The following is a 22,874-nucleotide window of genomic DNA, read 5'->3' as shown; positions in this document are numbered from 1 at the left end:
GCGAGAATCTTCAAATCTCGGCTAAAAATCCCCCATGTCGTTAGACAACTATCCTTGATTCTGAGGTTGGCCCACACTCAAGAGAGAAGCCGCACACCGAGGAGGACCATGAGCGCACTCGAGACCGCCCTGCACGGACTGCGGGCGCTCGTCGCCGACGGGAGCCTGCGCCCCGGCGACAAGCTGCCCAGCGAGGGCGAGCTCTGCGAGCAGCTCGGCGTGTCCCGCGGATCGGTGAGGGAGGCGATCCGGATGCTCGCGGCCCTCGGCGTGCTCGAGACCCGGCACGGGTCCGGCAGCTACGTCACCGCGCTGCGTCCCGCCGACCTCATCCAGGTGCTCTCGCTCACGGTGGACGTGCTCCCGCTCGACGCGATCCTCGAACTCGTCGAGATCCGCCGCCCGCTGGAGGCCCATGCTGCCGCCGCGGCGGCCGCGCGCGCCGACGCCGCGGCGCTCGCGGAGCTCGAGGCGCTGGTCGAGCGGATCGCCGCCTGCACGGAGCACGAAGAGGAGTCCCGGCTGGATCACGAGTTCCATCTGGGGATCGCGGCCGTCGCCGGCAACGAGGCGCTCACGAGCCTGCTGGGAGCGCTTCGCTCCCGCACCCGGCAGTATCGGATCCTCGATCCCGACGACGCCGTGCAGCTGAAGGTGCTCTCGGATGCGGGTCACCGCGCCATCGTGCGCGGCCTCATCGCCCGCGATCCCGCGGAGGCCTCCGCGGCGGCCGCCGCGCACGTTGCCCAGACCGAGTACTGGCTCCGCAAGCAGATGGCGGAGTAGCGGCTGCCCCGAGCCGATGCGGCGGCGGAGCGCCGTCGCGACGGGCCGCAGCCCGCTACAGCTCGACGTCGACGAGCACGGGCTCCGGCTGCAGTACCAGCCCGAACTCGGCGTGCACCCTGCTCTGGATGAACCGCGCGAGCTCGGCGATCTCCCCCGCCGTCGCCCCACCGCGGTTCGTGAGCGCGAGGGCGTGCTTGGTGGAGACGCCGGCGCGCGACCGGGGCAGCCGGAAGCCCTTGCCGATGCCGGCGTGCTCGATGAGCCAGGCGGCGCTCACCTTCACGTCGCTCGGGGACGCCTCGGGCTTCGGCGCGAGACCGTAGTAGGAGTCCAGCGGGATCACGGTGACGGTGTCGAGGTCGGGCGCCACGGGCCAGCGCGGGCATTCGGGCGGCAGCGTGCGCGCCACCGCCTCGGGGACGATCGCGTTCTGGAAGAAGGATCCGGCCCCGTGCGTGTCCGGATCCGCCGGATCGAAGAGCATGCCCTTCGCGGCACGCGTGGCGAGGATCCGCTCACGCAACCAGGTCAGCGGCACCGGCTCGTCGCCGGTGAGCTGGAGGGCGCGACGCAGCTGCTCGCCGCGCACGACCCGCCCCGCATCGCCCGTCACGGCGAGATCGAGCGTGACCGACAGGATCACCGCGCGGCGCTCGGCGACGGAGCCGTAGTGGTGCTTGAGCACGGAGGTGCGGAAGCCGAGGCCGAGATCCGCGGCCGGGGTCGTGACGACCTCGCCCGTGTGCTCGTCGATGAGCTCGACCTCGACGAGGGTCTCCTGGATCTCCTGCCCGTACGCGCCCACGTTCTGCACGGGTGCGGCGCCGACCGTGCCCGGGATGCCCGACATCGCCTCGATCCCGGCATAGCCGCGCTCGACCGCGTAGGCGACCAGGGCGTCCCAGTCGTGGCCGGCCTGCGCGCGCAGCCGGATCCGGCCGGGGTGCGGCGAGGGCAGCTCCTCGATGCCGCCGGTGCGGATCCGGATCACGGTGCCGTCGAAGGCGGTGTCGCCCGCGAGGAGGTTGGATCCCCCGCCGAGCACGAACCATTCGTCACCGGAGGCCCACACGTCGCGGAGGGACGCGACCAGCTCGTCCGTCGTGGTCGCGTCGATCATGCGGGCCGGCGCCGCGCCGGTCTGCAGCGTGGTGAGCTCGGCGAGGCGGATCGGTGCGATCTCCCCCATGTCAGAGGGAGTCCGCAGCGACGCGCAGCTGCGACTTGACGAGCACGGTGGTGTCGGCGTGCTTGACCACGAGGTCGATCCGCACCGCGGTCTCGTCGACGGAGCCGACCTTGGCCGTGATCGCGACGTCGGCGCCGGCCTGCGGGTCGACCACGACCGGGCGGGCGAAGCGCACGCCGTAGTCGAGCACGCGGGCGGTGCCGGGGAGCGCGGCGATCGCGACGGAGGACGCGATGCCCATCGTGAGCATGCCGTGCGCGAGCACGCCGGGCAGGCCCACCTCGGCGGCGACGTCGTCGCGGTAGTGGATCGGGTTGAAGTCGCCGGATGCTCCGGCATAGCGGACGAGCGACTCGCGCGTGAGGTGCACGGTGCGCTCGGCGATGACGTCTCCGACGTTCACGCGGCGGCCTCCTCGGTCTCGGCCGGCGCGTCGCTGACGAGCAGCACCGACGTGGCGGTGACGACGTGCGCGCCCGCGGCGTCGCGGATCTCGGCGTCGCTCGTGATCATGGCGGCGGGGCCCATCGCACGGATCGCGGTGACCGTCAGCTGCGCGGTGAGCTCGTCGCCGGCGACGATCGGGCGGGTGTAGGTGAAGCGCTGCTCCGCGTGGATCGTGCGCGACAGCACGATCCCCGAGTCCTCCAGGCCCAGCAGCTGCTGCAGCGTGAGGTCCTGGATGACCATCGCGAACGTGGGCGGCGCCACGACGTCGGCGAAGCCGAGCGCCTGGGCCGCGGCCACGTCGGTGTGCTGGGGAGCATCGGCGAACACGGCGCGGGCGAACTCGCGCACCTTCTCGCGGCCGACCAGATACGCGGGCGTCGGCGGGAACACACGTCCGACCAGTTCAGGATTCACGGGCACCCCCCGATCCTACCGACCCGCCCGGAGCGCGGTCCTCCTGGTTCCCGTCGCAGAAGTTGTCGTTCCGAGGTCCTCCGAGCGACACCTTTTGCGACGGGAACGAGCAGTCGCCGCCCGGAACGCGGCGTCAGGCGGTGCGCGGCCTGCGGCCTCGGATCGCCTTGAGCGCCATCTGCACGGCGATGAAGGTCAGGTACGCGGCGAACAGGATGTTGCCGACGAGCGGATCCACGATCGTGGCGAGCCACGCTCCGAGCGCCGTGGTGGTGCACGCGGAGAGCCCCACGAACGCGGCGGCCGTCAGGTCGACGTTGCGGTGCCGGAGGTTCCCGATCGTGCCGGAGATCGCGGTCGGGATCATCATGAGCAGCGACGTCCCCTTGGCCACCAGATCGCTCGTGCCGAAGGCGAGCATGAGCACCGGCACGACCACGATCCCGCCGCCCACGCCGATGAGCCCGGCCAGGATCCCGGTGCCGAGTCCGACGACCAGCAGCAGCGCCGCGGTCAGCCAGGTCACCTCGAACACCGCGTCCCTCGAGGGGATGACGACGAACAGCATCACGATCACGATCGCGAGGAAGCCGACGAAGCACCAGCGCAGGGCCGTCTGCGAGATCCGGGTCAGCAGCCTGGTGCCGATCTGCGCGCCGACCACGGATCCGATCGCGAGCAGGAGAGCCGGGATCCACGCGACCGCGTCGTGCACGGCGTAGGAGATCACCCCGACGGCCGCGGTGGGCACGATCGCCGCGAGCGAGGTGCCGGCGCTGAGACGCTGGTCGAAACCGAGCAGGAGCACGAGGAGCGGCACGATCACCGTGCCTCCGCCGACGCCGAAGAGGCCGGAGAGGAGGCCCGCGGCGAGGCCGATCCCGATGAACGCCGCGATGGCCCGCGGTCCCCGCATGCGCTCGACGGTGCCGTCGCCCACGTCCACTCCCGTCCGCCCGCGCCTCCCACGCAGAGCACGGATCAGCCTACTCACCCGCCGCTCCCCGAGAGCGGCGCGCACTGGGATCCCCCATCGTGCAGAGCCACAGGGCCCCTGCTGCCCCCGCCTCGGATTGCGGCCTCCGACCCCCGGACGCGACGATGTGCAGGCCGGCGCTCCGAGCAGGCGCCGTCACGATCAGCACAGGGTGCGACGATCCGCCCACGGATCCACGTCAACACGTGTGCTGATCGTGACAGGGTGTGCTGATCGTCGCGCGGTGCGGGACCCGGGCGTCGCGCGTCAGCGGCCCTGGAACCGCGGCGGGCGCTTCTCCTGGAACGCCGCGAACCCCTCGCGGTAGTCGTCGGTGTCGCAGAGCGCCGCCTGGGCGGCGTTCTCCTGCGCCATCGACTCCCACAGCCCCAGGCGCTGGTCGCGGAGAGCAGCGACGAGTCGCTTGCTGGCGACGAACGCCGCGGTGGCCCCCTCGGCGGCGCGTGCGGCCGCGGCGAGCGTCGTCTCGAGCAGTTCCTCGCCCGGCAGCGCCTGCGAGAACAGTCCCGCGGCGACGGCCTCGGATCCGCTCATCAGGCGCCCCGTGTAGATGAGGTCGAGCGTGCGGTGCGCACCGAGGCGCTCCACGAACAGGGCGTGGCCGCCGGAGTCGAGGGTGGCGCCGAGGGCCGCGAACGGGGATCCGACCTTCGCGCTGTCGGCGACATAGACGACGTCCGTCGCGATGAGCAGCCCCAGCCCCACCCCGAGGCAGGCCCCCTGCGCCGCGGCGAACGTCGGGGCGGGGAACGCCGCCATGCGCTGCAGCACCGGGGTGACCAGCCCGTCGAGATACCCCATCACGTCGTCGTCGCGCGGATCCACGCCGGAGATGTCTCGCCCCGCGCAGAACGCCCGCCCCTCGCCGCGCAGCACGAGGGCGCGCACCCCGGCGCGCTCCGCCTCGGCATACGCGTCGCCGAGGTCGCGCACCGCCTGCTCGTCGAGCGCGTTGAGCTTGGCGGGGTTGTTGAGCACGATGTGCGCGACGGCGGCGCCGCCGGACGTCGTGTCGATGTCGAGGTCGATCACAGGCTGCTCCGTTCGTTCGGCGGTGCGGGTCAGACGTCGTAGTCGACGACGACGCGCTCCGACGTGGGATGGGACTGGCAGGTGAGCACATACCCGCGGTCGAGCTCCTCCTGCTCGAGCGCGTAGTTCTCCGTCATCGTCACGGATCCGTCGACGAGGCGCGCACGACAGGTGCCGCACACGCCGCCGGCGCAGGCGAACGGCACATCCGGCCGCACGCGCAGGGCCGCGTTCAGGATCGACTCGTTCGCCGAGATCGGGGTCTCCACCGAGCCGGACTGGCCGTCCAGCGTGAACTCGATCGTGCGCACCGGCTCGTCCTCGCGCACCTCGACCGGACGTCCCGCCTCCGGCCGCTCCTGCCCCGGCTCCCCGGTGGTGAACAGCTCGTAGCGCACATGCCCGGCCTCGACGCCGATGTCGGCGAGGGTGTCGCGGCACAGCTGCACGAGGTCGAACGGCCCGCACAGGAACCATTCGTCCACGGTGGCCGGCAGGACCAGGGCGTCGAGGATGCCGCGCAGGCGCTGCTCGTCGATCCGCCCCGACAGCAGCGGCGCGGACCGCTGCTCGCGGGTGAGCACGTGGTGCACGGCGAAACGCGTGGGATAGCGGTCCTTGAGATCGGCCAGGTCGTCGAGGAACATCACGTCCGTGGCCCGGCGATTCGTGTAGACCAGGGTGAACCGGCTGCTCTCCGAGCGCGACAGCACGGTCGCGGCGAGCGCCATCAGCGGCGTGATGCCCGACCCCGCGGCGATGCCCGCCACATGCGCCTCGTCGAGCGCGGCGAGCGCGGAGGTGAACGTGCCCTGGGGGCTCATCACGTCGAGGCGGTCCCCCGCGTGCAGTCCGCTCTGCGCCCAGGTCGAGAAGCGCCCACCCTGATCGCGCTTGATCGCCACGCTGACGGTGGCCCCGGAGGGGCCCGATGCGGCTCCCGAGGAGCGCCGGGGCGGACGGCACAGCGAGTACGACCGCCGCACCTCGTGACCGTCGAGCTCGGTGCGCAGCGCCACGTGCTGCCCGGCGAGGTAGTCGAACTCCCCGGCGAGGTCGTCGGGCACCGCGAAGGTGACCTCGATCGCATCGGCCGTGAGCGGACGCACGTCCTGCACGGTGAGCGTGTGGAAGCGCGCGCGCCGGCGCGACGTCGCGGAGCCTTCCGAGGATCCTCCCACGACGCTGTTCAGCAGTGCGCCGGCGATCCGCTCCGCCTCCGAGCCCGTCGCGGGGGCGTCGGTGCGGGCGGCGAGGTGCCAGAGCGTCATCAGATCACCTTGAAGTGGTCGAAGGGCTCGAGGCAGGCGCGGCACTCGTAGAGCGCCTTGCACGACGTGGAGCCGAAACGGGAGAGTTCGCGGGTGTCGAGCGACCCGCAGCGCGGGCACCGCACGCCGAGCGCGATGCGCACCGGCCCCTGCGCCCGCCCGAGGGCGGCGTGCCCCGTCGGCGGGGCGATGCCGTACTCGGTGAGCTTGCGCTTGCCCTCGTCGCTCATCCAGTCCGTGGTCCAGGCGGGGGCGAGCACGAGGCGCACCTCGACGCTGCCGAAGCCGGCGCGGGTGAGTGCGAGCTCGACGTCGTCGCGGATCGTGTCCATCGCGGGGCAGCCGCTGTACGTCGGGGTGATGTCGACCCGGACGCGGTCGCCCGAGACGGCGACGTCGCGCAGCACCCCGAGGTCCTCGATGGTCAGCACCGGAACCTCCGGATCCTTCACCGCCGCGGCGACGGCCCAGGCGCGCTCCCTGATCCCGCCCTCCGGCACGGGCCCGGTCACCAGGTCGCTCCCGGGTGCCGGCGGGCGAGCACCTGCATCTCGGACAGCACGTGCCCGAGCGGGGTCGCGTGGGATCCGTGCCGTCCGCCGCCGGACGACGTGCTCGTCGCGCGCCGCAGCGCGCGCAGCTCCTCGTCCAGGTCGGCCTCGGCGAAGACCGCGTCGATCACGGTGTCGAAGCCGGCGCGCAGCGATGACGGGCGCACGGCCGCGTCGCCGAGGCGGTCGATGAGCGCGTCGTCCCGGAACAGCTCGGCGGCGTACGGCCACACGTCGCCGAACGCGCGGACGATGCGCCGGCGCGACTCCTCGGTGCCTCCGGCGAGGCGCAGGGTCCACTGCACGGCGTGGTCGCGGTGGTAGTCGACCTCCTTGACGGCCTTCTCGGCGATCGCGGCGAAGGTCGCATCCGTGCTCGACCGCAGGGCGGAGTAGAGCTCGAGCATGTAGGTGCTCACGAGCAGCTGGCGTGCGATGGTCTGCGCGAAGTCGCCGTTGGGCTGCTCCACGAGCCAGCAGCTGCGGAACCCGCCCTCGTCGCGGAAGTAGGCGAGGTCGTCCTCGCTGCGTCCGTCCCAGGATCCGGCGTAGCGGAGGAAGGAACGGGCGTGCCCGAGCAGGTCGAGCGCGATGTTGCCCAGGGCCACGTCCTCCTCGAGCTCGGGGGCGTAGGTGATCCACGCGCCGAGCTGCTGGGACAGGATCAGCGCGTCGTCGCCGAGCCACAGCGCATACTCGGCGATGTCTGCCGAGGCGGCGCGCTCGCCGCCGCCCGAGAGCTCTGCGGCGAGCGCGAGCTCGTCCACCGAGACGTCGCCGTGCGGGTCGAACTCGTCGTGCGCGCTCACAGGTGCGGCACCCCCTCGGATGCCGTGTAGTACACGGCGTGCCGGTAGTTCTTGCCGGCGGGGCTCTCGAAGAAGGCGCCCTTGTCACCCGGATCGCTCGTGCTGATCGCGTCGGCGGGCACCACCCAGACGGAGGTGCCCTCGTTGCGGCGGGTGTAGAGGTCCCGGGCATTACGCAGCGCCATCTCGGCGTCGGGGGCGTGCAGGGATCCGACGTGCACATGGCTGAGCCCGCGGTTCGCCCGCACGAACACCTCGAACAGGGGCCAGCTCTCCTCGGGGGATGCTCCGGGGGTGGTCATGCCGCCTCCTCCTGCCGAAGCGCCTGCTTGCGGGCGTACTCCGCCGCGGCCTCGCGCACCCAGGCGCCCTCCTCGTGCGCGTCGCGGCGACGCTGCAGCCGCTCCGCGTTGCACGGGCCGTTGCCGCGGACGACCTCGAAGAACTCGTCCCAGTCGATCTCGCCCATCGCGTACTGCCCGGTCTCCTCGTCGAAGCGGAGCTCGGGATCCGGCAGCGTCACGCCGAGGATCTCCGCCTGCGGGACGAGCATCCCGACGAAGCGCTGGCGCAGGTCGTCGTTCGAGAAGCGCTTGATCTTCCACTGCATCGACTGCGCCGAGTTCGGCGACTGGTCGTCCGGCGGGCCGAACATCGCCAGGGCGGGCCAGTACCAGCGGTTCACGGCGTCCTGCGCCATGGCGCGCTGCTCCTCGGAGCCCTGCATGAGCGTGAGCAGGATCTCGAAGCCCTGACGCTGATGGAACGACTCCTCCTTGCAGATGCGCACCATCGCGCGTCCGTACGGACCGTAGGAGGCGCGGCACAGGGGCACCTGGTTGCAGATCGCGGCGCCGTCGACCAGCCAGCCGATCGCGCCCATGTCCGCCCAGGTCGGCGTCGGGTAGTTGAAGATCGAGGAGTACTTCGCCTTGCCGTCGATGAGCTGCTGCATCATCTCGTCGCGCGTGATGCCGAGCGTCTGCGCGGCGGAGTAGAGGTAGAGCCCGTGCCCGGCCTCGTCCTGCACCTTCGCCATGAGGATCGCCTTGCGCTTGAGGCTCGGGGCGCGCGTGATCCAGTTGCCCTCCGGCTGCATTCCGATGATCTCGGAGTGGGCGTGCTGGGAGATCTGCCGGATCAGCGTCTTGCGGTACGCCTCGGGCATCCAGTCGCGCGGCTCGATGCGCTGCTCGTTCTCGACGAGTTCGTCGAAGAGCGCCTGAGCGTCGGCATCGAAGGCCTGGGCGCCCGGATCCCCGGCCAGCCCCACGGGTGGAACAGTCATCGTCGACTCCCTGAATGAATTACCTACCGTTCGTACAGTAATTATGGCACACTCGTATCGATCGCAGAAGGACGAGCTTCCGGATCCGGTTTCGCCCCGGGTTCCGGCCCGTCCCGTTCGAAGGAGAACCGATGACCGAACCCACAGCCGTGCTGCGGCCGATGATGCGGCGGGACCGGGCGTCGAGCGCGCTCGGCATGCGCGTGGAGGTGGACGAGCCCGGACGCGCCGTGGTCTCGATGACCGTGCGCGACGACATGCTCAACGGCTTCGACATCACCCACGGCGGGCTCGTCTTCGCCCTCGCCGACACGGCCTTCGCGATCGTCTGCAACGAGGACGAGCAGGTGACGGTCGCGGCCGGCGCCGACATCACGTTCCTCAAGTCCACGCACGAGGGCCAGGTCCTCACCGCCACCGGCGCACGCCGCGCGCGCAACGGGCGCACCGGCCTCTACGACATCACGGTGACCGATGAGACCGGCGATGTCGTCGCCGAGTTCCGCGGACGCTCGATCACCACGAACCGCCCCTTCCCGCAGGCGGACCCGCGGACCGAGGAGGACGCATGACCGGGATCGCGCCAGACCGGACCTCGAACGCCGACGCGGTGCGGCTGGATCCGGAGCAGCTGCGGGCCCTGCAGCTCGAGCGGCTGCGCTGGTCGGTGCGCCACGCCTTCGAGAACGTGCAGTTCTACCGGCAGGCCTTCGAGAACGCGGGGATCCTCCCCGACAACATCCGCTCGCTCTCCGACCTCGCGAAGCTGCCCTTCACCACGAAGAACGACCTGCGCGAGTACTACCCGTTCGGCATGTTCGCCGTGCCGATGTCCGACGTGCGGCGGATCCACGCCTCCTCCGGCACCACGGGACGCCCCACCGTGGTCGGCTACACGCAGACCGACCTCGACAACTGGGCCGACCTCGTCGCACGGTCGCTGAGCGCCGCCGGCGTCAGGCCCGGCTGGAGGGTGCACAACGCGTACGGCTACGGCCTGTTCACCGGCGGCCTCGGGGCGCACGCGGGCATCGAGCGCCTGGGCGCGACCGTCATCCCCATGTCCGGCGGCCAGACCGCCAAGCAGGTGCAGCTCATCCACGACTTCGAGCCCGACGCGATCATGTGCACGCCGACCTATCTGCTCACGATCGCCGACGCGATGGAGGAGGCCGGGATCGATCCGCGCTCCACGTCGCTCAAGGTCGGCATCCTCGGTGCGGAGCCGTGGACGAACGAGATGCGCCATCAGATCGAGCAGCGGCTGGACATCGACGCCGTCGACATCTACGGCCTCAGCGAGGTCATGGGTCCCGGCGTCGCGATGGAGGCCGCGGCCACCAAGGACGGACCGCACATCTGGGAGGACCACTTCCTTCCCGAGATCATCGACCCCTCCACCGGCGAGCCCGTGCCCGACGGCGAGCCCGGCGAGCTCGTGTTCACCTCGCTCACCAAGCAGGCGTTCCCGGTGATCCGCTACCGCACCCGGGACCTCACCCGCCTCCTGCCCGGATCCGCCTATCCCGCGATGCGCCGGATGGAGAAGATCACCGGACGCGACGACGACATGATCATCCTGCGCGGCGTGAACCTCTTCCCCACCCAGATCGAGGAGATCGCGCTGGGAATCGAGACGCTGACACCGCATTTCATCCTGGAGCTCACCCGGCAGGGGCACCTCGACTCGCTGAAGGTGCGGATCGAGCGGCACCCGGATGTCGATCTCGCGACGTGCCTGGCGGCGGCCGAGGTGCTGAAGCTGCGGATCAAGACGTCGATCGGCACCTCGGTGGACGTGCAGGTCGAGGAGCCCAGCTCCCTCCCCCGCAGCGAAGGCAAGTACAAGCGGCTCTACGACCTGCGCTGAGGGCCTCGGCCCCGGGGTCCCGCTCCCCTAGAGTGAGCGGCATGAACGCCGCGATCACCCCCGCCGAGCCGACCCGTTCGCCCGGGGAGCCGCCTCGCCGGTCCGCCGTGAAGCCGTGGCTGATCTGGACCGTCGCGGGCGTCCTCGCTCTTGTGCTCGGACTCGGCGGAGGCTGGCTGGGCGCCCGTCTGGGCGCGCCCGCGGGCGGCGGATTCAGCGTGCGGGCCGGTGCCGAGGGCTCCTGCGACGCCGTCGCGGTCGCCTCCCGGGTGCTGCCGGCCATCGTGACCATCAACGTCACCGGATCCTCCTCCGGTGTCGGCAGCGGCGAGATCGTCCGCAAGGACGGGTACATCGTCACCAACGACCACGTGATCTCGGCCGGCGCCGGCGAGGGCGGCCGGATCGTCGTGACGTTCTCGAACGGCGAGCAGCACCCGGCGACGGTCGTCGGCCGCGACATCGCGAGCGACATCTCCGTGCTGAAGATCGACGCCTCCGGCCTGCCCGTGATCGCTACCGCCGACAGCGATGCGGTCGCCGTCGGTCAGCCGGTGGTGGCGCTCGGCGCGCCCCTCGGGCTCTCGAGCACCGTCACCGCGGGCATCGTGAGCGCGCTCGGACGCACGTCGATGGTCCCCGCCGATGCCGAGCATCCCGCGCTGATCATCGGCGGGATCCAGACCGACGCGGCGATCAACCCGGGCAACTCCGGCGGCGCGCTCGTGGACTGCCGGGGGCGCATGATCGGGGTGAACACGGCGATCGCGACCGTGCCGAACGCGGAGGGCACGGCGGGCGGAGGCTCCGTGGGCATCGGCTTCGCGGTGCCCAGCAACCGCGCGATGTCGATCGCGAACGACCTCATCGAGCACGGCACCGTGCAGCACCCCGACTTCGGTCTCGTCACCACGCCGATCCCCGCCGCCGTCGCACAGGCGCTGGGCGGCACCGCCGGCCTCTACGTGAACCAGGTGACCGAGGGCGGCGCGGCCGCGCGCGCCGGACTCCAGCCGGGCGACGTCATCACCCGCATCAACGGCAGCCCCGCTGTCCAGCCCGACGCGCTGTACATGTTCGCCCGCACCGCGCGCACCGGCGACACCGTGCAGATCACCTACCTGCGCGACGGCACGACCGCCACCGCGTCCGTCACGCTGTAGCCGCGGGGCGCCCCCCGGGGGGCCTTTGAGCGAGCACCGAGCGCAGCGAGGAGCGAGACGAAACGCGGTCACTCGCAAAGGCACCGCGTTTCGTCTCGGGCGGCTCCGCCGTCCTCGCTCAACGACCCCAGGAAGAGAACAGGCGGCTCCGCCGGCCCCGCTCAACGACCCCAGGAAGAGAACAGGCGGCTCCGCCGGCCCCGCTCAACGACCCCGGGGAGGGAGAGGGATCCGACGGGTGTTCGCGCTCCAGCCGCGAATCGCGTCGAGCCCGCCCTCGATGAACGCGGCCCGCTTCGCGTGGCTCCACCCCTGGATCCGCTTCTCCCAGGCGAACGCTTCATCCACCCGTTCGCACTCGAGCTGCCAGACCAGCGTGACGGGCAGTCGCCTGCGTGTGTAGGCCGCCCCCTCCCCCGCTGCATGCTGCTCGAGTCGACGAACGAGGTCTTTCGTGCTGCCGGCGTAGAACGTGCCGTCGCTGCACCGCAGGATGTATGCGTATCCACTCATACGCCGGACGATAGCGATCGCGCGTGCGGCATCGAATCCGTTTCTCCACAGTGGGCGTTGAGCGAGCACCGAGCGCAGCGAGGGCTGCCAGGGGTCGTTGAGCGAGCACCGAGCGCAGCGAGGAGCGAGCGCAGCGAGGAGCGAGACGAAACGCGGTCACTCGCAAAGGCACCGCGTTTCGTCTCGGGCGGCGCCGCCGTCCTCGCTCAACGACCCCAGGAAGAGAACGCGCGGCTCCGCCGTCCTCGCTCAACGACCCCAGGAAGAGAACAGGCGGCTCCGCCGTCCTCGCTCAACGACCCCTGGGGGGCGGCGACCACGAGGTCAGGCGGGACTCAGCTCCTTCTCGACGAGGGTCAGCACGTCGTAGGTCGCCACGACCTCGTCGCGCTGGTTGTGGATCACCGCGTCCCAGCGCACCTCGCCGTATTCGTCGGTCTCGCGCGGGGTGATCTGCTTGGCCGTGAGCGTCACCCGGATCGCGTCGCCGGGCTTCACCGGGGTCACGAACCGCAGGTTCTCCAGGCCGTAGTTCGCGAGCACGGGGCCCGGGTCCGGCGAGACGAAGAGCCCGGCCGCCCACGACACCAGCAGGTAGCCGTGCGCGACCCTCCCGCCGAAGAACGGGTTCGCCTCGGCGGCCTCCTCATCCATGTGCGCGTAGAACGTGTCACCGGTCGAGTAAGCGAACGCCTCGATGTCCTCGAGTGAAAGTGCGCGCAGCCCCGACTCCACCTGGTCGCCGAGCCGCAACTCGGCCAGCGACTTGCGGAACGGATGCACGGCGCGGTCGGTGCCGGCGCCGGTGTGCCAGACGCCCGTGATCGCGGTGAGGATCTCCGGGGTGCCCTGGATCGCGGTGCGCTGCATGAAGTGCCGGACCGCGCGCATGCCGCCGAGTTCCTCGCCGCCGCCGGCCCGCCCCGGGCCGCCGTGCACGAGGTGCGGTACGGGCGAGCCGTGCCCGGTCGAGGTGCGCGCGTCGTCGCGGTTCAGGAAGAGCACACGGCCGTTATACGCCGCGATACGGGTGAGCAGCTCGGTCGCGACCGCGGGATCCTTCGTCGCGACCGAGGTGACGAGCGATCCCCCGCCGCGCCCGACGAGTTCGGCGGCCTCGGCGACGGTCGAGTACCCGAGCACGCTCGAGACCGGGCCGAACGCCTCGACCTCGTGCACGGCGGGGGCGGTCGTGTCCGCGAAGCCGACGAGCATCGGAGCCACGAAGGCTCCCTCGGGCGCGGGCCCGGTGCTGCTGTCGGCGTGCACCACGGACGGCGCGTCCGTCGACCCCATCAGCAGCTCGCCGCCGGCGGCCTGCAGGGCGGCGACCTGGCGCAGCACCTCGTCGCGCTGCGCGGTCGAGACGAGCGGGCCCATCGTGACGGACTCCGCGTGCGGGTCGCCGATCACGACGCGCTCGGCGATCTTCGCCTGCAGGGCCGCGACGAGCGGTTCCACGAGCGGCGCCGGCACGATCGCCCGGCGGATCGCGGTGCACTTCTGGCCCGCCTTCGTCGTGAGCTCGATCATGAGCTGCTTCACGTAGGCGTCGAACTCCGGGGTGTCGGGCGTCGCGTCGGGGCCGAGCACCGAGGCGTTGATCGAGTCGGTCTCGCTCGTGAAGCGCACGCCGTCGGCGGTCTGGGCGCGCAGCCCCGCCGCGGTCGAGGCGCTGCCGGTGAAGGCGACGAGGTCGCCGAGGCGGAGCAGGTCGAAGATCCCCGGGAGGGATCCGCTGACGAGCTGCAGGGATCCGTCCGGCAGCAGCCCGGAATCGACCAGGATCCGCACCCACGCCTCCGCGACGTAGCCGGTCGGCGTCGCGGGCTTCACGATCGAGGGCACTCCGGCGAGGAATGCCGGGGCGAACTTCTCCAGCGCGCCCCACATCGGGAAGTTGAAGGCGTTGATCTGCACGGCGACGCCGGGCAGGCGGGTGTAGACGTGGCGGCCCAGGAAGGATCCGTCCTTCGAGAGCGGCTCGACAGGCCCGTCCAGGAGCACCTTCGCGTTCGGAAGCTCACGACGCCCCTTCGACGAATAGGTGAACAGCACGCCGATGCCCCCGTCGACATCGGCGTAGGAGTCGCGGACCGTGGATCCGCTGCGCTTGGAGAGCTCGTACAGCTCCTCCTTGTGCTCCGTGAGCACCATGGCCATCTGCTTGAGCAGCATCGCGCGCTGGTGGAAGGTGAGCGCGCCGAGGCTCGCCTGGCCGACGGTGCGCGCGTAGTCCACCGCGCCGGCGAGGTCGATGCCCGTGGAGTCGACCCGGACGATCTCCTCGCCCGTCGAGGCGTCGCGCACGACCGTCCCGCCCTCCGAGGCGGAGGTCCACCAGGATCCCTGCAGGTAGCTGGGCAGCAGCTCGGTCATCACTCGCTCCATTCGTAGAATCCGCGGCCGGTCTTGCGGCCCAGGTGTCCGTCGGCGACCAGGTCGCGCAGCAGCTGCGGCGGCGCGAACCGCGCGCCGAGCTTGGCCTCCAGCTCCTCGGCGATCCCGAGGCGCACGTCGAGCCCGACGATGTCGGTCGTGCGCAGCGGACCGGTGGGATGCCGGTAGCCGAGCTCCATCGCCGCATCGATGTCCGTCGCGGTGGCGACGCCCTCCTCGAGCATCCGGATCGCCTCCAGCGCGATCGCGACGCCGAGCCGGCTCGATGCGAAGCCCGGTGCGTCGGCCACCACGACCGCCGTCTTGCCGAGCGCCGCGACCCAGCCGCGGGCGTCGTCGACGAGCTCCTGATCGGTGGAGCCGCCGACGACCACCTCGACGAGCGCCGAGGCGGGGACGGGGTTGAAGAAGTGCAGGCCGAGGAAACGCTCGGGATGCGCGAGCTCCGCGCCGAGGTCGTCGATCGAGATCGAGGACGTGTTCGAGGCGATCGCGGCGGTGCGCGCCACCACGGCCTCGATCCGGTGCAGGCTCTCGACCTTGAGAGCCCTGTCTTCGGGCACCGCCTCGATGACGAGCCCGGCGTCGGCGAACACGCCCGCATCGGTGCTCGTCTCCAGGGCACCCTCCAGCGCGGCGATCGGGCGCTCGGTGCTGCCGCGCTCCACGGAGCGCCGCAGGCTGGTGCGGATCCGCTCCCCCGCCGCGCCCGCTGCCGTCTCGTCCCGTTCGACCACGACCACCTGGGATCCGGCGAGGAGGAAGGCGTGCGCGATGCCGGCGCCCATCCTCCCGCCGCCGAGGACGCCGACGCGCTCGGGCACGACGGCCCCGGCCGTCGTCGTGGGATCCTGTCCGCTCATCGGCGGCTCCTCCGTTCCAGGAAGGCGGTCATCCGCCGGTGCTTCTCGGGGCTCTCGAAGAGCTCGGCCTGCAGCTCCAGCTCGATGGCCGGATGCGCGTCCGGGGCGGCGAGCAGCGCCGTCTTGGTGTGCCGGGTGGCGAGCGGGTCGTTCGCGGCGATGCGATCCGCGATCGCGTGCGCCGCGGCCAGGAGGTCGTCGGGTTCGTGCAGCGACGACAGCAGCCCCCAGGCGAGCGCCTCCGTGGCGCTCAGCTGTCGTCCGGTCAGCAGCAGCTCGGCCGCTCGCGCCTCGCCCACGATCTGCGGAAGGCGCCAGGTCGCGCCGGCCGCCGCGATGATGCCGAGCCCGGCCTCCGGATTGCCGATGCGCGTGGCCGGGGTGCCGATGCGGATGTCCGCCGCATAGGCGAGCTCGGCGCCCCCGCCGAGGGCGTAGCCGTCGACCGCGGCGATCACCGGCATCGGCAGCCGCCGGATGCGCTGGAACGCCGTCGTGTTGATGCCGGCCCGCGCGTCCTGCGCGCGACGGTCGCGCAACTGCGCGATGTCGGCCCCGGAGGCGAAGATCCCGCCCGATCCGATGAGGATCAGGATCCGCGGCTCCTGTTCCAGCTCGGCGCACAGGGCGTGGAGCTCGTCGATCATGGTCTGGTCGATCGCGTTGCGGGTCTCCGGCCGGTCCAGGGTCGCCGTGACCCGGTCCGCCGTGCGGTCGATGCGCAGGCGCCGACCTGCCGCCGTTTCGGACATCACATCCGCTCCACGATCATCGCGGTGCCCTGCCCGACGCCGACGCACATGGTCGCCAGGCCGTACCGGGCGCCCTCGCGCTCCATCCGCCCGAGCAGCGTGAGCAGGATCCGGCTGCCGCTGGAGCCCAGCGGGTGGCCGAGCGCGATCGCACCGCCGTCCGCGTTCACGATCTCGGGGTCGAGTCCGAGGCGGCGCATCGAAGCGAGCGACTGCGTGGCGAAGGCCTCGTTCAGCTCGACCGCGCCGAGGTCCGCCGCCGTGAGCCCCGCCTTCGCGAGCGCCTTCTCGGTCGCGGGCACGGGTCCGAGCCCCATGATCTCGGGGGCGAGCGCGGCCGACGCCGAGGCGACGATGCGGGCTCGGGGCGTCAGCCCATGCCGCTCGACCGCGGCGGAACCGGCGACCACCAGCGCCGAGGCGCCGTCGTTGAGGGACGAGGCATTGCCCGCGGTCACGACGCTGCCGCCGGCCACGACCGGACGCAGCCCGGCGAGCACGTCGAGCGTGGTGTCGCGGCGCGGACCTTCGTCGGTGTCGACGCTGCCGCCCCGGGGCGTGGGGACGGCCACGATCTCGGCGGCGAGGCGTCCGGCGTCGATCGCGGCGATCGCCCGCTGATGGCTGCGCAGTGCGAAGGCATCGGCGTCTTCGCGGGTGATGCCGTCGAGGCGCGCGACCTCCTCGGCGGTCTCCGGCATGGAGAAGGTGGCCTTGTCACGCGCGGCGAGGCGCGGGTTCGTGAACCGCCAGCCGATCGAGGTGTCGAACGCCTCCCCCGGCTTCGCCCACGGACGCTCGGGCTTGGCCTGCACCCACGGCGCGCGCGTCATCGACTCCACGCCGCCGGCGAGCATCAGATCGGCGTCACCCGCGCGGATGGCCTGTGCGGCGAGGGCCACCGCGGACATCCCGGAGGCGCACAGCCGGTTCACGGTGATCGCGGGGAGGGTGTCGGGCAGCCCCGCAAGCAGCACGGCCATGCGCGCGACGTTGCGGTTGTCCTCGCCGGCCTGGTTCGCGGATCCGAGGATCACCTCGTCGATCGCGTCATCGGGGATGCCGGCGCGGCGGACGGCCTCGCGGACGACGAGCGCGGCCAGATCGTCGGGACGGACGCCCGCGAGAGCGCCTCCGTAACGGCCGACCGGCGTGCGCGCTCCGTCGATGAGATAGGCCTCCGACATGCTGGTCCTCCGGGTCGTCATCGACGGGGTGCAGGGCCGGGGCGTGGGTTCTTTCCCGACCGATCGTTCAGTAAAAGAATGACAGACGGATCCCTCGCGGGCAAGTCCGCGGCCCTGCAGGGATGGGAGAGAATGATCCCGATGAGCAACCCGCCCGCGAGCACCACCGAGGCAGCCGACGCCGCCGCTCCGCGCTCGCGCCGTGGACGCCCCGGCTACGACCGCGCCCAGGTGCTGGAGATCGCGGTGCGGCTGTTCAACGAACAGGGCTACGACGCGACCAGCGTCTCCGCACTGGCCGCGGAACTGGGCCTGAGCAAGGCGGCGCTGTACCACCACTTCGCCTCCAAGGAGCAGATCCTCGAGATCGCGCTCGACGACGCTCTCGGCGGACTGGAGGCCGTGCTCGAAGAGGCCCTCTCGGGCGAGCAGACCACGGCGGCGCGGCTCGTCGCCGTGATCGAAGGCGCCGTGCGCGTGCTCACCAGCAGACTGCCGCAGGTCACGCTGCTGCTGCGCGTGCACGGCAACAGCGAGATCGAGCGGGCCGCCCTCGAGCGCCGACGCGTGTTCGATCAGCGCGTCGCGCACCTGGTCGCGCAGGCACAGCGCGAGGGCGAGCTGCGCAGCGACATCCGCCCCTCGGTGACCACGAGGCTCATGTTCGGGATGATCAACTCGATCATCGAGTGGTACCGCCCCGCGCACACGTCACTGACCCCCGACGAGCTCGTGGACGACGTGACGCGCGTGATCTTCGACGGCCTGCGCGCGCACTGAGCGGGGCCACCGGGCGCATGCCGCCTGCCGTCCACCGGCCCGAATCCCTCACCTCCGCAGGATGTCTGCACTTTCAGAGGAAGTCATCCGCGGATCCGTCCTCTGGAGTTGGAAGGATCCTGCCTGGTCGAGCCCCGGATCGGGCATGACGACTGCCCGGAACGACGGAACGCCCCGTGCTCGAGCGAGCACGGGGCGTTCCGGAAGAGGAGCTGTCAGGCCGCAGCCTTCGCGTCGTTGCTGCTCAGCACGCGGAACAGCACGGCCGCGACCGCGGCACCGACCAGCGGAGCCACGATGTACAGCCACAGGTTCGCCCAGTCGAACTGGCCGCTGATGGACAGACCCAGCGCGACGGCGGGGTTGAAGCCGCCGCCCGAGATGCCGCCGACCGCGGTGGCGCCCACGAAGACCGTTCCACCGATGGCCAGGCCGTAGAAGGAGTTGTTCTCGTTGTCCTTGGAGGTCGCGACGTTCAGGACGACCCAGACGAGCGCGAGGGTGACCAGCGCCTCGACGAGGAAGGCGGCGCCGAGCTCGATCTTGACTGCCTTCTCGGCGTGCGGCCAGACCGCGAAGCTCACCAGGGCGGCGAGCGCGCCGCCGACGAACTGGGCGACCACGTAGGCCACGAAGTCGCCGACGCCGATGGCGCCGCGGATCAGGGCGCCGAACGAGACGGCGGGGTTGAGGTGCGCGCCGGAGATGTGGCCCGCGGCGTACACGAGCACCATCAGCGTGAGGCCGATCGCCAGGGGGGTGAGCGGGCTGCCGCTGTTGACGGCGCCGATGATGCTGAACACGAACAGGAACGTGGAGATCGCTTCCGTGAGCGCCTTTCCAGCAATACCAGTCATTTCGAATGCCTTTTCTGTCAGGTCGAGGGTGGGGGCGGAGATTCCCGCACGCCGGCCGGCGCACCCTGGATTGCCGGCCCAGAATACCGGGTTCCTGTCAATCTGCTGGGAACCGACGCTGCATTCCGTGGGATCAAGGCGGGAAACTCTTGACCCCGAGGCGAGATCATCCTACGATTTCATTATCCGGTAGATCAATTCCACTATTCGGAATATAGCGCGAGAGAAGAGGCGATGATGCCGCAGACCCCCGACACCCAGGACCACCGCCCGGCACACGGCGACGCCACTCAGCGCCGTGCCGCGATCTACCCGCTCATCGACGTCGACCCGGATTTCCATCTCCCCGCCCGGCGCGAAGGCGCGCTGACGCGGATGCTGGTCGCCCTGCGGATCCTGCCCCAGGCATCCTGACGGATCGCCCGCGCGGCGCGTGCGGCCGCACAGATCGCTCGCGCCGCGTCGACCGTCAGGCCCGGGCGTCCAGCACGTCCCGCAGGCGCGCGGCGAAGCCGTCCGGATCGCTCGGGAAGCCCGGCTGCTCCGTGAACCCGCCGTGGTTGCTCGGGAACTCCGCCGCCGGGATCCCGACGACCGCGGCGACGGCACGCGCCGCACGCGCGGGCATCGTCTCACCCGATTCCACACCCGCGGCGATCACGAGGCGCTCACCCCGGGCCCGGAGGGCCTCCGCCTCGGGTACGTACGAGAGGATCGCCGGCATGTTGCGGAAGAGCGGATCCGTCCGGCTGCCGTCGTCCTCCGTCGGCAGGCCGAACATCGCCGGGTCCGGGGCGGGGCCGTCCAGGTAGCCGTCCGGCACGGCTCCGTCGAGCATCACGAACTGGATGAACTTCGCCAGCGCCGGACCGGTGCCCTGGTCGGCGAAGGTGCGCTTGAGGTCGGCCGTCACCGCGAGCACCGCGTCGCGGTCGGGCAGGAACTCCGCGACCGGCGGCTCGTGCACGACCGCGAGGCGCACGTCTTCCGGGTGCGCCGCGATCAGCGCCAGCAGGTTCACACCTCCGCCGCTGGTGCCGAACGCGTCGACCGCACCGACGCCGAGCGCCGCGATGACGCGGTGCAGATCATCCGCGTGCTGCTGGACGGTGATGTCCGCGGTGCCCACCGGGTTGCGTCCAGCGCCACGCGGGTCATAGGTCACGACCGGGCGATCGCCGAAGTGCCCGGCCAGGATCTGGAACCCCGTCGCGTCCATCGGCGCCCCGAACAGGAACAGCGCGGGACGCTCCGCCGTCGCCGCGGCCAGATCGCCGTGGACGTCATACGTGATCGCGTCATCCCCTTCTCCGACGGTGCGGGTGACGACGGTCCGTGCTGCACTGCTGTCCGACATGCGGTCCTCCTGGAGATGAAATACAACTGACTGGTTGTACATTACGGGTCTCCGGGTGCCGACGCAAGAGTGCGCGGCTCCCCTCGCTGCACCGCGCCGCAGGAACTACCGTGGACCCATGGCAGCGCGAGCCGAGACGTTCATCGAGGTCGACGGCGCCGAGGTGCGCGTGTCGCATCCCGACAAGCTGGTCTTTCCGCAGGCGGGGCTCACCAAGCTCGACATCGTCGAGTACTACCTCGCAGTCGCGGAGGGGGCGCTGCGCGGTGCGGGCGGACGCCCCATGGTGCTCAAGCGGTTCGTGAAGGGGATCGCCGCCGAGCCCTTCTTCCAGAAGCGGGTCCCCGCCCACCCCGACTACATCGCCACCGCGGTGCTGCGCTACGCGTCGGGCGGATCCGCCGAAGAGGCCGTCCTCAGAGACGCCGCAGGACTCGCCTGGGTCGTCAACCTCGGCTGCCTCGACCTCAATCCGCATGCGGTGCGCGCGGACGACCTCGACCACCCGGATGAGCTGCGCGTCGACCTGGATCCGATGCCCGGCGTCGAATGGTCGCAGATCGTCGACACCGCGTTCGTCGTGCGCGAGGTGCTCGGCGACTGCGGGCTCGTCGGCTGGCCGAAGACCAGCGGCTCCCGGGGCATGCACATCCTCGTCCGCATTCGGCCCGAGTCGGACTTCGCCACGGTGCGCCACGCCGCCGAGACGCTGGCGCGCGAGGTCGAGGCCCGCGCGCCCGGCCTCGCGACCGCGCGCTGGTGGAAAGAGGAGCGCGGAGAGAGCGTCTTCGTCGACTTCAACCAGAACGCGAAGGACCGCACCGTCGCCTCGGCGTACTCGGTGCGTCCGCTGCCCGACGCACGCGTGTCCGCGCCGCTTGCCTGGGACGAGGTGCGACTGCGCCGGCCGGAGGAGTTCACCGTGCCGACCGTGCGCGCCCGGTTCGCGGAGATCGGCGACCCGCACGAGGGCATCGACCGGACGGCCGGCTCGCTGACTGCGCTGCTCGCGCTGGCCGACGAGCTGGGGCCGGCCGAGAAGCCGCCCCGGGGCGCGGATGGATCCGGGCGACGCGTCTCCGCGATGCCGCTCATCGAGATCGCGCGCACGAAGACGAAGCCCGAGGCGCTCGCCGCACTCGAGCGCTGGAGCGAGACGCACCCGGAGGTCGCGGCGCTGCTGCATCCCGCGGACGTCCTGGTCGACGGCATGCGCGGATCGAGCTCGCTCTGGTACCGCGTGCGCGTCAACCTGCAGCACGTGCCCGAGGAGCGGCGACCGCCGCAGGAGCCCCTGCTCGCCGAGTACGACCCCTGGGCCGGGAAGAGCTGGTCGGGCTGACACGGTCTCCGCGCACAGGTCGGCGCGACAGTGCGGCGGAGGAGGTGCAGAACAGGGGCGCCCGTGTGCGGCCCGCGATCCGCGAGCCGCACACAGCGATGTCACGGCACGCAGGTGCCCGACACGGTGAACGTGAGCGGTCCGATCCAGATGTTCTGGTTCGCCGGATCGACGCGTCCCGAGTTGTTGGCGTCGTAGGTGAGGGTGAAGGAGCTCAGGAGCGCCGCGGTGACCGCGACGTTCCCCGCGGTGCTGTCCGGGGTGACCTCGGCGCTCGGCGCGCTCGTGGAGAGCCGCCACGGGCTGGCACTCGTTCCGCTGCCCTGCACCCATGCCGCGTTGTACGTCCCGGAGCCGACGGAGAGGGAGACCCGTTCCGCGCCGCCGAGGCCGTCCTTCGCCATGACGCCGTCGATGTCCTTGATCTTGTACGACAGGTCCGTAACGGTGTAGGGGTCCCCGTCCAGCGCGAAGGAGAACGTGACCTGCTCGCCCCCGTTCGCATTGGCGAGGGTGACCGTGTCCAGGGAGAGACGCACGCTCGGCAGCGAGTCGCCGCCCTGCTGCTGGGTGTACAGCGTCAGGTTGTTCGGCTGGTTGATGGTCATGTTGGCGGCACCGTGCGGCGCGGCGGCGAGACTCAGCGTGAAGTCCTTGCCGTCGCCGAAGAGGTTGGCCCAGGTGAACTGCGACGCCGTGGCGCTGGCCCGGGAGTACGTCGCGGTCGTCGTGCTGATCGTCTTGGTGCAGGCGGTCGAGGCCGCCGAGATGGGCGCCGCGACCGCCGACGCCAGGATGGGCACCGACCACGCCGCGCTCTTGACGAGCGTACGGCGCGAGAGGCCCTGGGACGGGCTGTGCTCTGAAACGAGCTTTTCCATGCTGTGCTTCCTTCTCTCCCCCGAAGGTGGCGGGGACCGGGGTGTCTCCGCCATCACGCAGAAGGAGTCGCCCCTCGAGAAAAGGTGACGAACCGGGGCGCCCGCACACTGGACACCAC

The 22,874-nt window shown here is 71.3% G+C and carries 25 protein-coding genes; 7 read left to right on the top strand and 18 right to left on the bottom strand.

The features are described 5' to 3' along the window. Positions 1-108 precede the first annotated feature (108 nt). Positions 109-786, top strand: a complete 678-nt coding sequence (locus tag WFJ17_RS11510; RefSeq protein WP_285813934.1) for a FadR/GntR family transcriptional regulator — start codon at positions 109-111, stop codon at positions 784-786. A 55-nt stretch (positions 787-841) separates the two neighbouring features. Here WFJ17_RS11510 and WFJ17_RS11505 read toward each other — a convergent pair whose 3' ends face one another. The 10 genes from WFJ17_RS11505 to paaA form a co-directional block, all read right to left on the bottom strand. Continuing rightward, positions 842-1,978 (bottom strand): UDP-N-acetylmuramate dehydrogenase, encoded by a 1,137-nt coding sequence (locus tag WFJ17_RS11505; protein ID WP_336648485.1) that lies wholly within the window; start codon positions 1,976-1,978, stop codon positions 842-844. Between the two features lies 1 nt (position 1,979). Beyond that, the gene (locus tag WFJ17_RS11500) at positions 1,980-2,381 is read right to left on the bottom strand and encodes a MaoC/PaaZ C-terminal domain-containing protein (protein ID WP_336648484.1); all 402 of its coding nucleotides are present in this window, start codon (positions 2,379-2,381) and stop codon (positions 1,980-1,982) included. Next, positions 2,378-2,848 carry an FAS1-like dehydratase domain-containing protein gene (locus tag WFJ17_RS11495; protein ID WP_251438719.1) on the bottom strand — a complete coding sequence of 157 codons (471 nt, stop codon included), beginning with the start codon at positions 2,846-2,848 and terminating at the stop codon, positions 2,378-2,380. Before WFJ17_RS11495 ends, WFJ17_RS11500 begins: the two co-directional genes overlap by 4 nt. Positions 2,849-2,975: 127 nt before the next feature. After that, entirely contained in the window at positions 2,976-3,758 is a 783-nt protein-coding gene (locus WFJ17_RS11490) for a sulfite exporter TauE/SafE family protein (RefSeq protein ID WP_251439363.1), read from the bottom strand. Positions 3,759-4,085: 327 nt separating this feature from the next. Continuing rightward, the gene (locus WFJ17_RS11485) at positions 4,086-4,871 is read right to left on the bottom strand and encodes an enoyl-CoA hydratase/isomerase family protein (RefSeq protein ID WP_336648483.1); all 786 of its coding nucleotides are present in this window, start codon (positions 4,869-4,871) and stop codon (positions 4,086-4,088) included. Positions 4,872-4,900: 29 nt separating this feature from the next. Then, on the bottom strand, positions 4,901-6,142 hold the full coding sequence (gene paaE, locus WFJ17_RS11480) for a 1,2-phenylacetyl-CoA epoxidase subunit PaaE (protein WP_251438721.1): 1,242 nt from the start codon (positions 6,140-6,142) through the stop codon (positions 4,901-4,903). Then, positions 6,142-6,654 carry a 1,2-phenylacetyl-CoA epoxidase subunit PaaD gene (paaD, locus tag WFJ17_RS11475; RefSeq protein WP_251438722.1) on the bottom strand — a complete coding sequence of 171 codons (513 nt, stop codon included), beginning with the start codon at positions 6,652-6,654 and terminating at the stop codon, positions 6,142-6,144. The genes paaE and paaD overlap by 1 nt, the downstream gene beginning before the upstream one ends. Next, positions 6,651-7,502 (bottom strand): 1,2-phenylacetyl-CoA epoxidase subunit PaaC, encoded by an 852-nt coding sequence (gene paaC / locus WFJ17_RS11470; RefSeq protein ID WP_336648482.1) that lies wholly within the window; start codon positions 7,500-7,502, stop codon positions 6,651-6,653. The genes paaD and paaC overlap by 4 nt, the downstream gene beginning before the upstream one ends. Next, complete coding sequence (gene paaB / locus WFJ17_RS11465) at positions 7,499-7,804, bottom strand: 1,2-phenylacetyl-CoA epoxidase subunit PaaB (protein WP_251438724.1); 306 nt, start codon at positions 7,802-7,804, stop codon at positions 7,499-7,501. The genes paaC and paaB overlap by 4 nt, the downstream gene beginning before the upstream one ends. Next, positions 7,801-8,790, bottom strand: a complete 990-nt coding sequence (paaA, locus tag WFJ17_RS11460) for a 1,2-phenylacetyl-CoA epoxidase subunit PaaA (protein WP_251438725.1) — start codon at positions 8,788-8,790, stop codon at positions 7,801-7,803. The genes paaB and paaA overlap by 4 nt, the downstream gene beginning before the upstream one ends. 131 nt (positions 8,791-8,921) lie before the next feature. On the opposite strand from paaA, the gene paaI reads away from it, so the two are divergent. From paaI to WFJ17_RS11445, 3 genes are read left to right on the top strand one after another with little or no spacing between them, the layout of a single operon-like run. Beyond that, complete coding sequence (paaI, locus tag WFJ17_RS11455; RefSeq protein ID WP_336648481.1) at positions 8,922-9,362, top strand: hydroxyphenylacetyl-CoA thioesterase PaaI; 441 nt, start codon at positions 8,922-8,924, stop codon at positions 9,360-9,362. Then, positions 9,359-10,660: a phenylacetate--CoA ligase PaaK gene (gene paaK, locus WFJ17_RS11450; RefSeq protein ID WP_336648480.1), complete on the top strand. Its 1,302-nt coding sequence runs from the start codon at positions 9,359-9,361 to the stop codon at positions 10,658-10,660. Before paaI ends, paaK begins: the two co-directional genes overlap by 4 nt. A gap of 41 nt (positions 10,661-10,701) precedes the next feature. Further along, positions 10,702-11,823, top strand: a complete 1,122-nt coding sequence (locus WFJ17_RS11445) for a S1C family serine protease (RefSeq protein ID WP_336648479.1) — start codon at positions 10,702-10,704, stop codon at positions 11,821-11,823. A 204-nt stretch (positions 11,824-12,027) separates the two neighbouring features. Here the strand turns inward: WFJ17_RS11445 and WFJ17_RS11440 are convergent, their stop codons facing one another. From WFJ17_RS11440 to WFJ17_RS11420, 5 genes are all read right to left on the bottom strand, one after another. Continuing rightward, the gene (locus tag WFJ17_RS11440; RefSeq protein ID WP_336648478.1) at positions 12,028-12,336 is read right to left on the bottom strand and encodes a GIY-YIG nuclease family protein; all 309 of its coding nucleotides are present in this window, start codon (positions 12,334-12,336) and stop codon (positions 12,028-12,030) included. A gap of 324 nt (positions 12,337-12,660) precedes the next feature. Then, on the bottom strand, positions 12,661-14,715 hold the full coding sequence (gene paaZ / locus WFJ17_RS11435) for a phenylacetic acid degradation bifunctional protein PaaZ (RefSeq protein ID WP_336648477.1): 2,055 nt from the start codon (positions 14,713-14,715) through the stop codon (positions 12,661-12,663). Then, positions 14,715-15,599 (bottom strand): 3-hydroxyacyl-CoA dehydrogenase family protein, encoded by an 885-nt coding sequence (locus tag WFJ17_RS11430; protein ID WP_251438730.1) that lies wholly within the window; start codon positions 15,597-15,599, stop codon positions 14,715-14,717. Before WFJ17_RS11430 ends, paaZ begins: the two co-directional genes overlap by 1 nt. Then, entirely contained in the window at positions 15,596-16,351 is a 756-nt protein-coding gene (locus WFJ17_RS11425) for an enoyl-CoA hydratase/isomerase family protein (protein ID WP_251438731.1), read from the bottom strand. The genes WFJ17_RS11430 and WFJ17_RS11425 overlap by 4 nt, the downstream gene beginning before the upstream one ends. Continuing rightward, on the bottom strand, positions 16,351-17,538 hold the full coding sequence (locus WFJ17_RS11420) for a thiolase family protein (protein ID WP_336648476.1): 1,188 nt from the start codon (positions 17,536-17,538) through the stop codon (positions 16,351-16,353). Before WFJ17_RS11420 ends, WFJ17_RS11425 begins: the two co-directional genes overlap by 1 nt. Positions 17,539-17,679: 141 nt before the next feature. Between WFJ17_RS11420 and WFJ17_RS11415 the strand changes: the two genes are divergently transcribed. After that, entirely contained in the window at positions 17,680-18,318 is a 639-nt protein-coding gene (locus WFJ17_RS11415) for a TetR/AcrR family transcriptional regulator (protein WP_251438733.1), read from the top strand. A 215-nt stretch (positions 18,319-18,533) separates the two neighbouring features. On the opposite strand, the gene WFJ17_RS11410 is transcribed toward WFJ17_RS11415, so the two are convergent. Next, positions 18,534-19,175, bottom strand: coding sequence for an MIP/aquaporin family protein (locus tag WFJ17_RS11410; protein ID WP_251438734.1), 642 nt, complete (start codon positions 19,173-19,175; stop codon positions 18,534-18,536). Between the two features lie 234 nt (positions 19,176-19,409). Between WFJ17_RS11410 and WFJ17_RS11405 the strand changes: the two genes are divergently transcribed. Continuing rightward, positions 19,410-19,589, top strand: a complete 180-nt coding sequence (locus tag WFJ17_RS11405; protein ID WP_251438735.1) for a hypothetical protein — start codon at positions 19,410-19,412, stop codon at positions 19,587-19,589. A 55-nt stretch (positions 19,590-19,644) separates the two neighbouring features. Here WFJ17_RS11405 and WFJ17_RS11400 read toward each other — a convergent pair whose 3' ends face one another. Then, positions 19,645-20,532 carry an alpha/beta fold hydrolase gene (locus tag WFJ17_RS11400; RefSeq protein ID WP_292885177.1) on the bottom strand — a complete coding sequence of 296 codons (888 nt, stop codon included), beginning with the start codon at positions 20,530-20,532 and terminating at the stop codon, positions 19,645-19,647. Between the two features lie 118 nt (positions 20,533-20,650). On the opposite strand from WFJ17_RS11400, the gene WFJ17_RS11395 reads away from it, so the two are divergent. Continuing rightward, a complete protein-coding gene (locus WFJ17_RS11395; protein WP_336648475.1) occupies positions 20,651-21,874 on the top strand; it encodes a DNA polymerase domain-containing protein in 1,224 nt (407 codons plus the stop codon). Positions 21,875-21,975: 101 nt separating this feature from the next. Here WFJ17_RS11395 and WFJ17_RS11390 read toward each other — a convergent pair whose 3' ends face one another. Next, positions 21,976-22,755, bottom strand: coding sequence for a hypothetical protein (locus tag WFJ17_RS11390; protein ID WP_336648474.1), 780 nt, complete (start codon positions 22,753-22,755; stop codon positions 21,976-21,978). Positions 22,756-22,874: the final 119 nt, after the last annotated feature.

The organism is Microbacterium sp. MMO-10 (genome assembly GCF_037148715.1).
Lineage (GTDB): Bacteria > Actinomycetota > Actinomycetes > Actinomycetales > Microbacteriaceae > Microbacterium.
The sequence above is the reverse complement of the archived record's forward strand: the minus strand, read 5'-3'. Positions and strand labels throughout refer to the sequence as shown.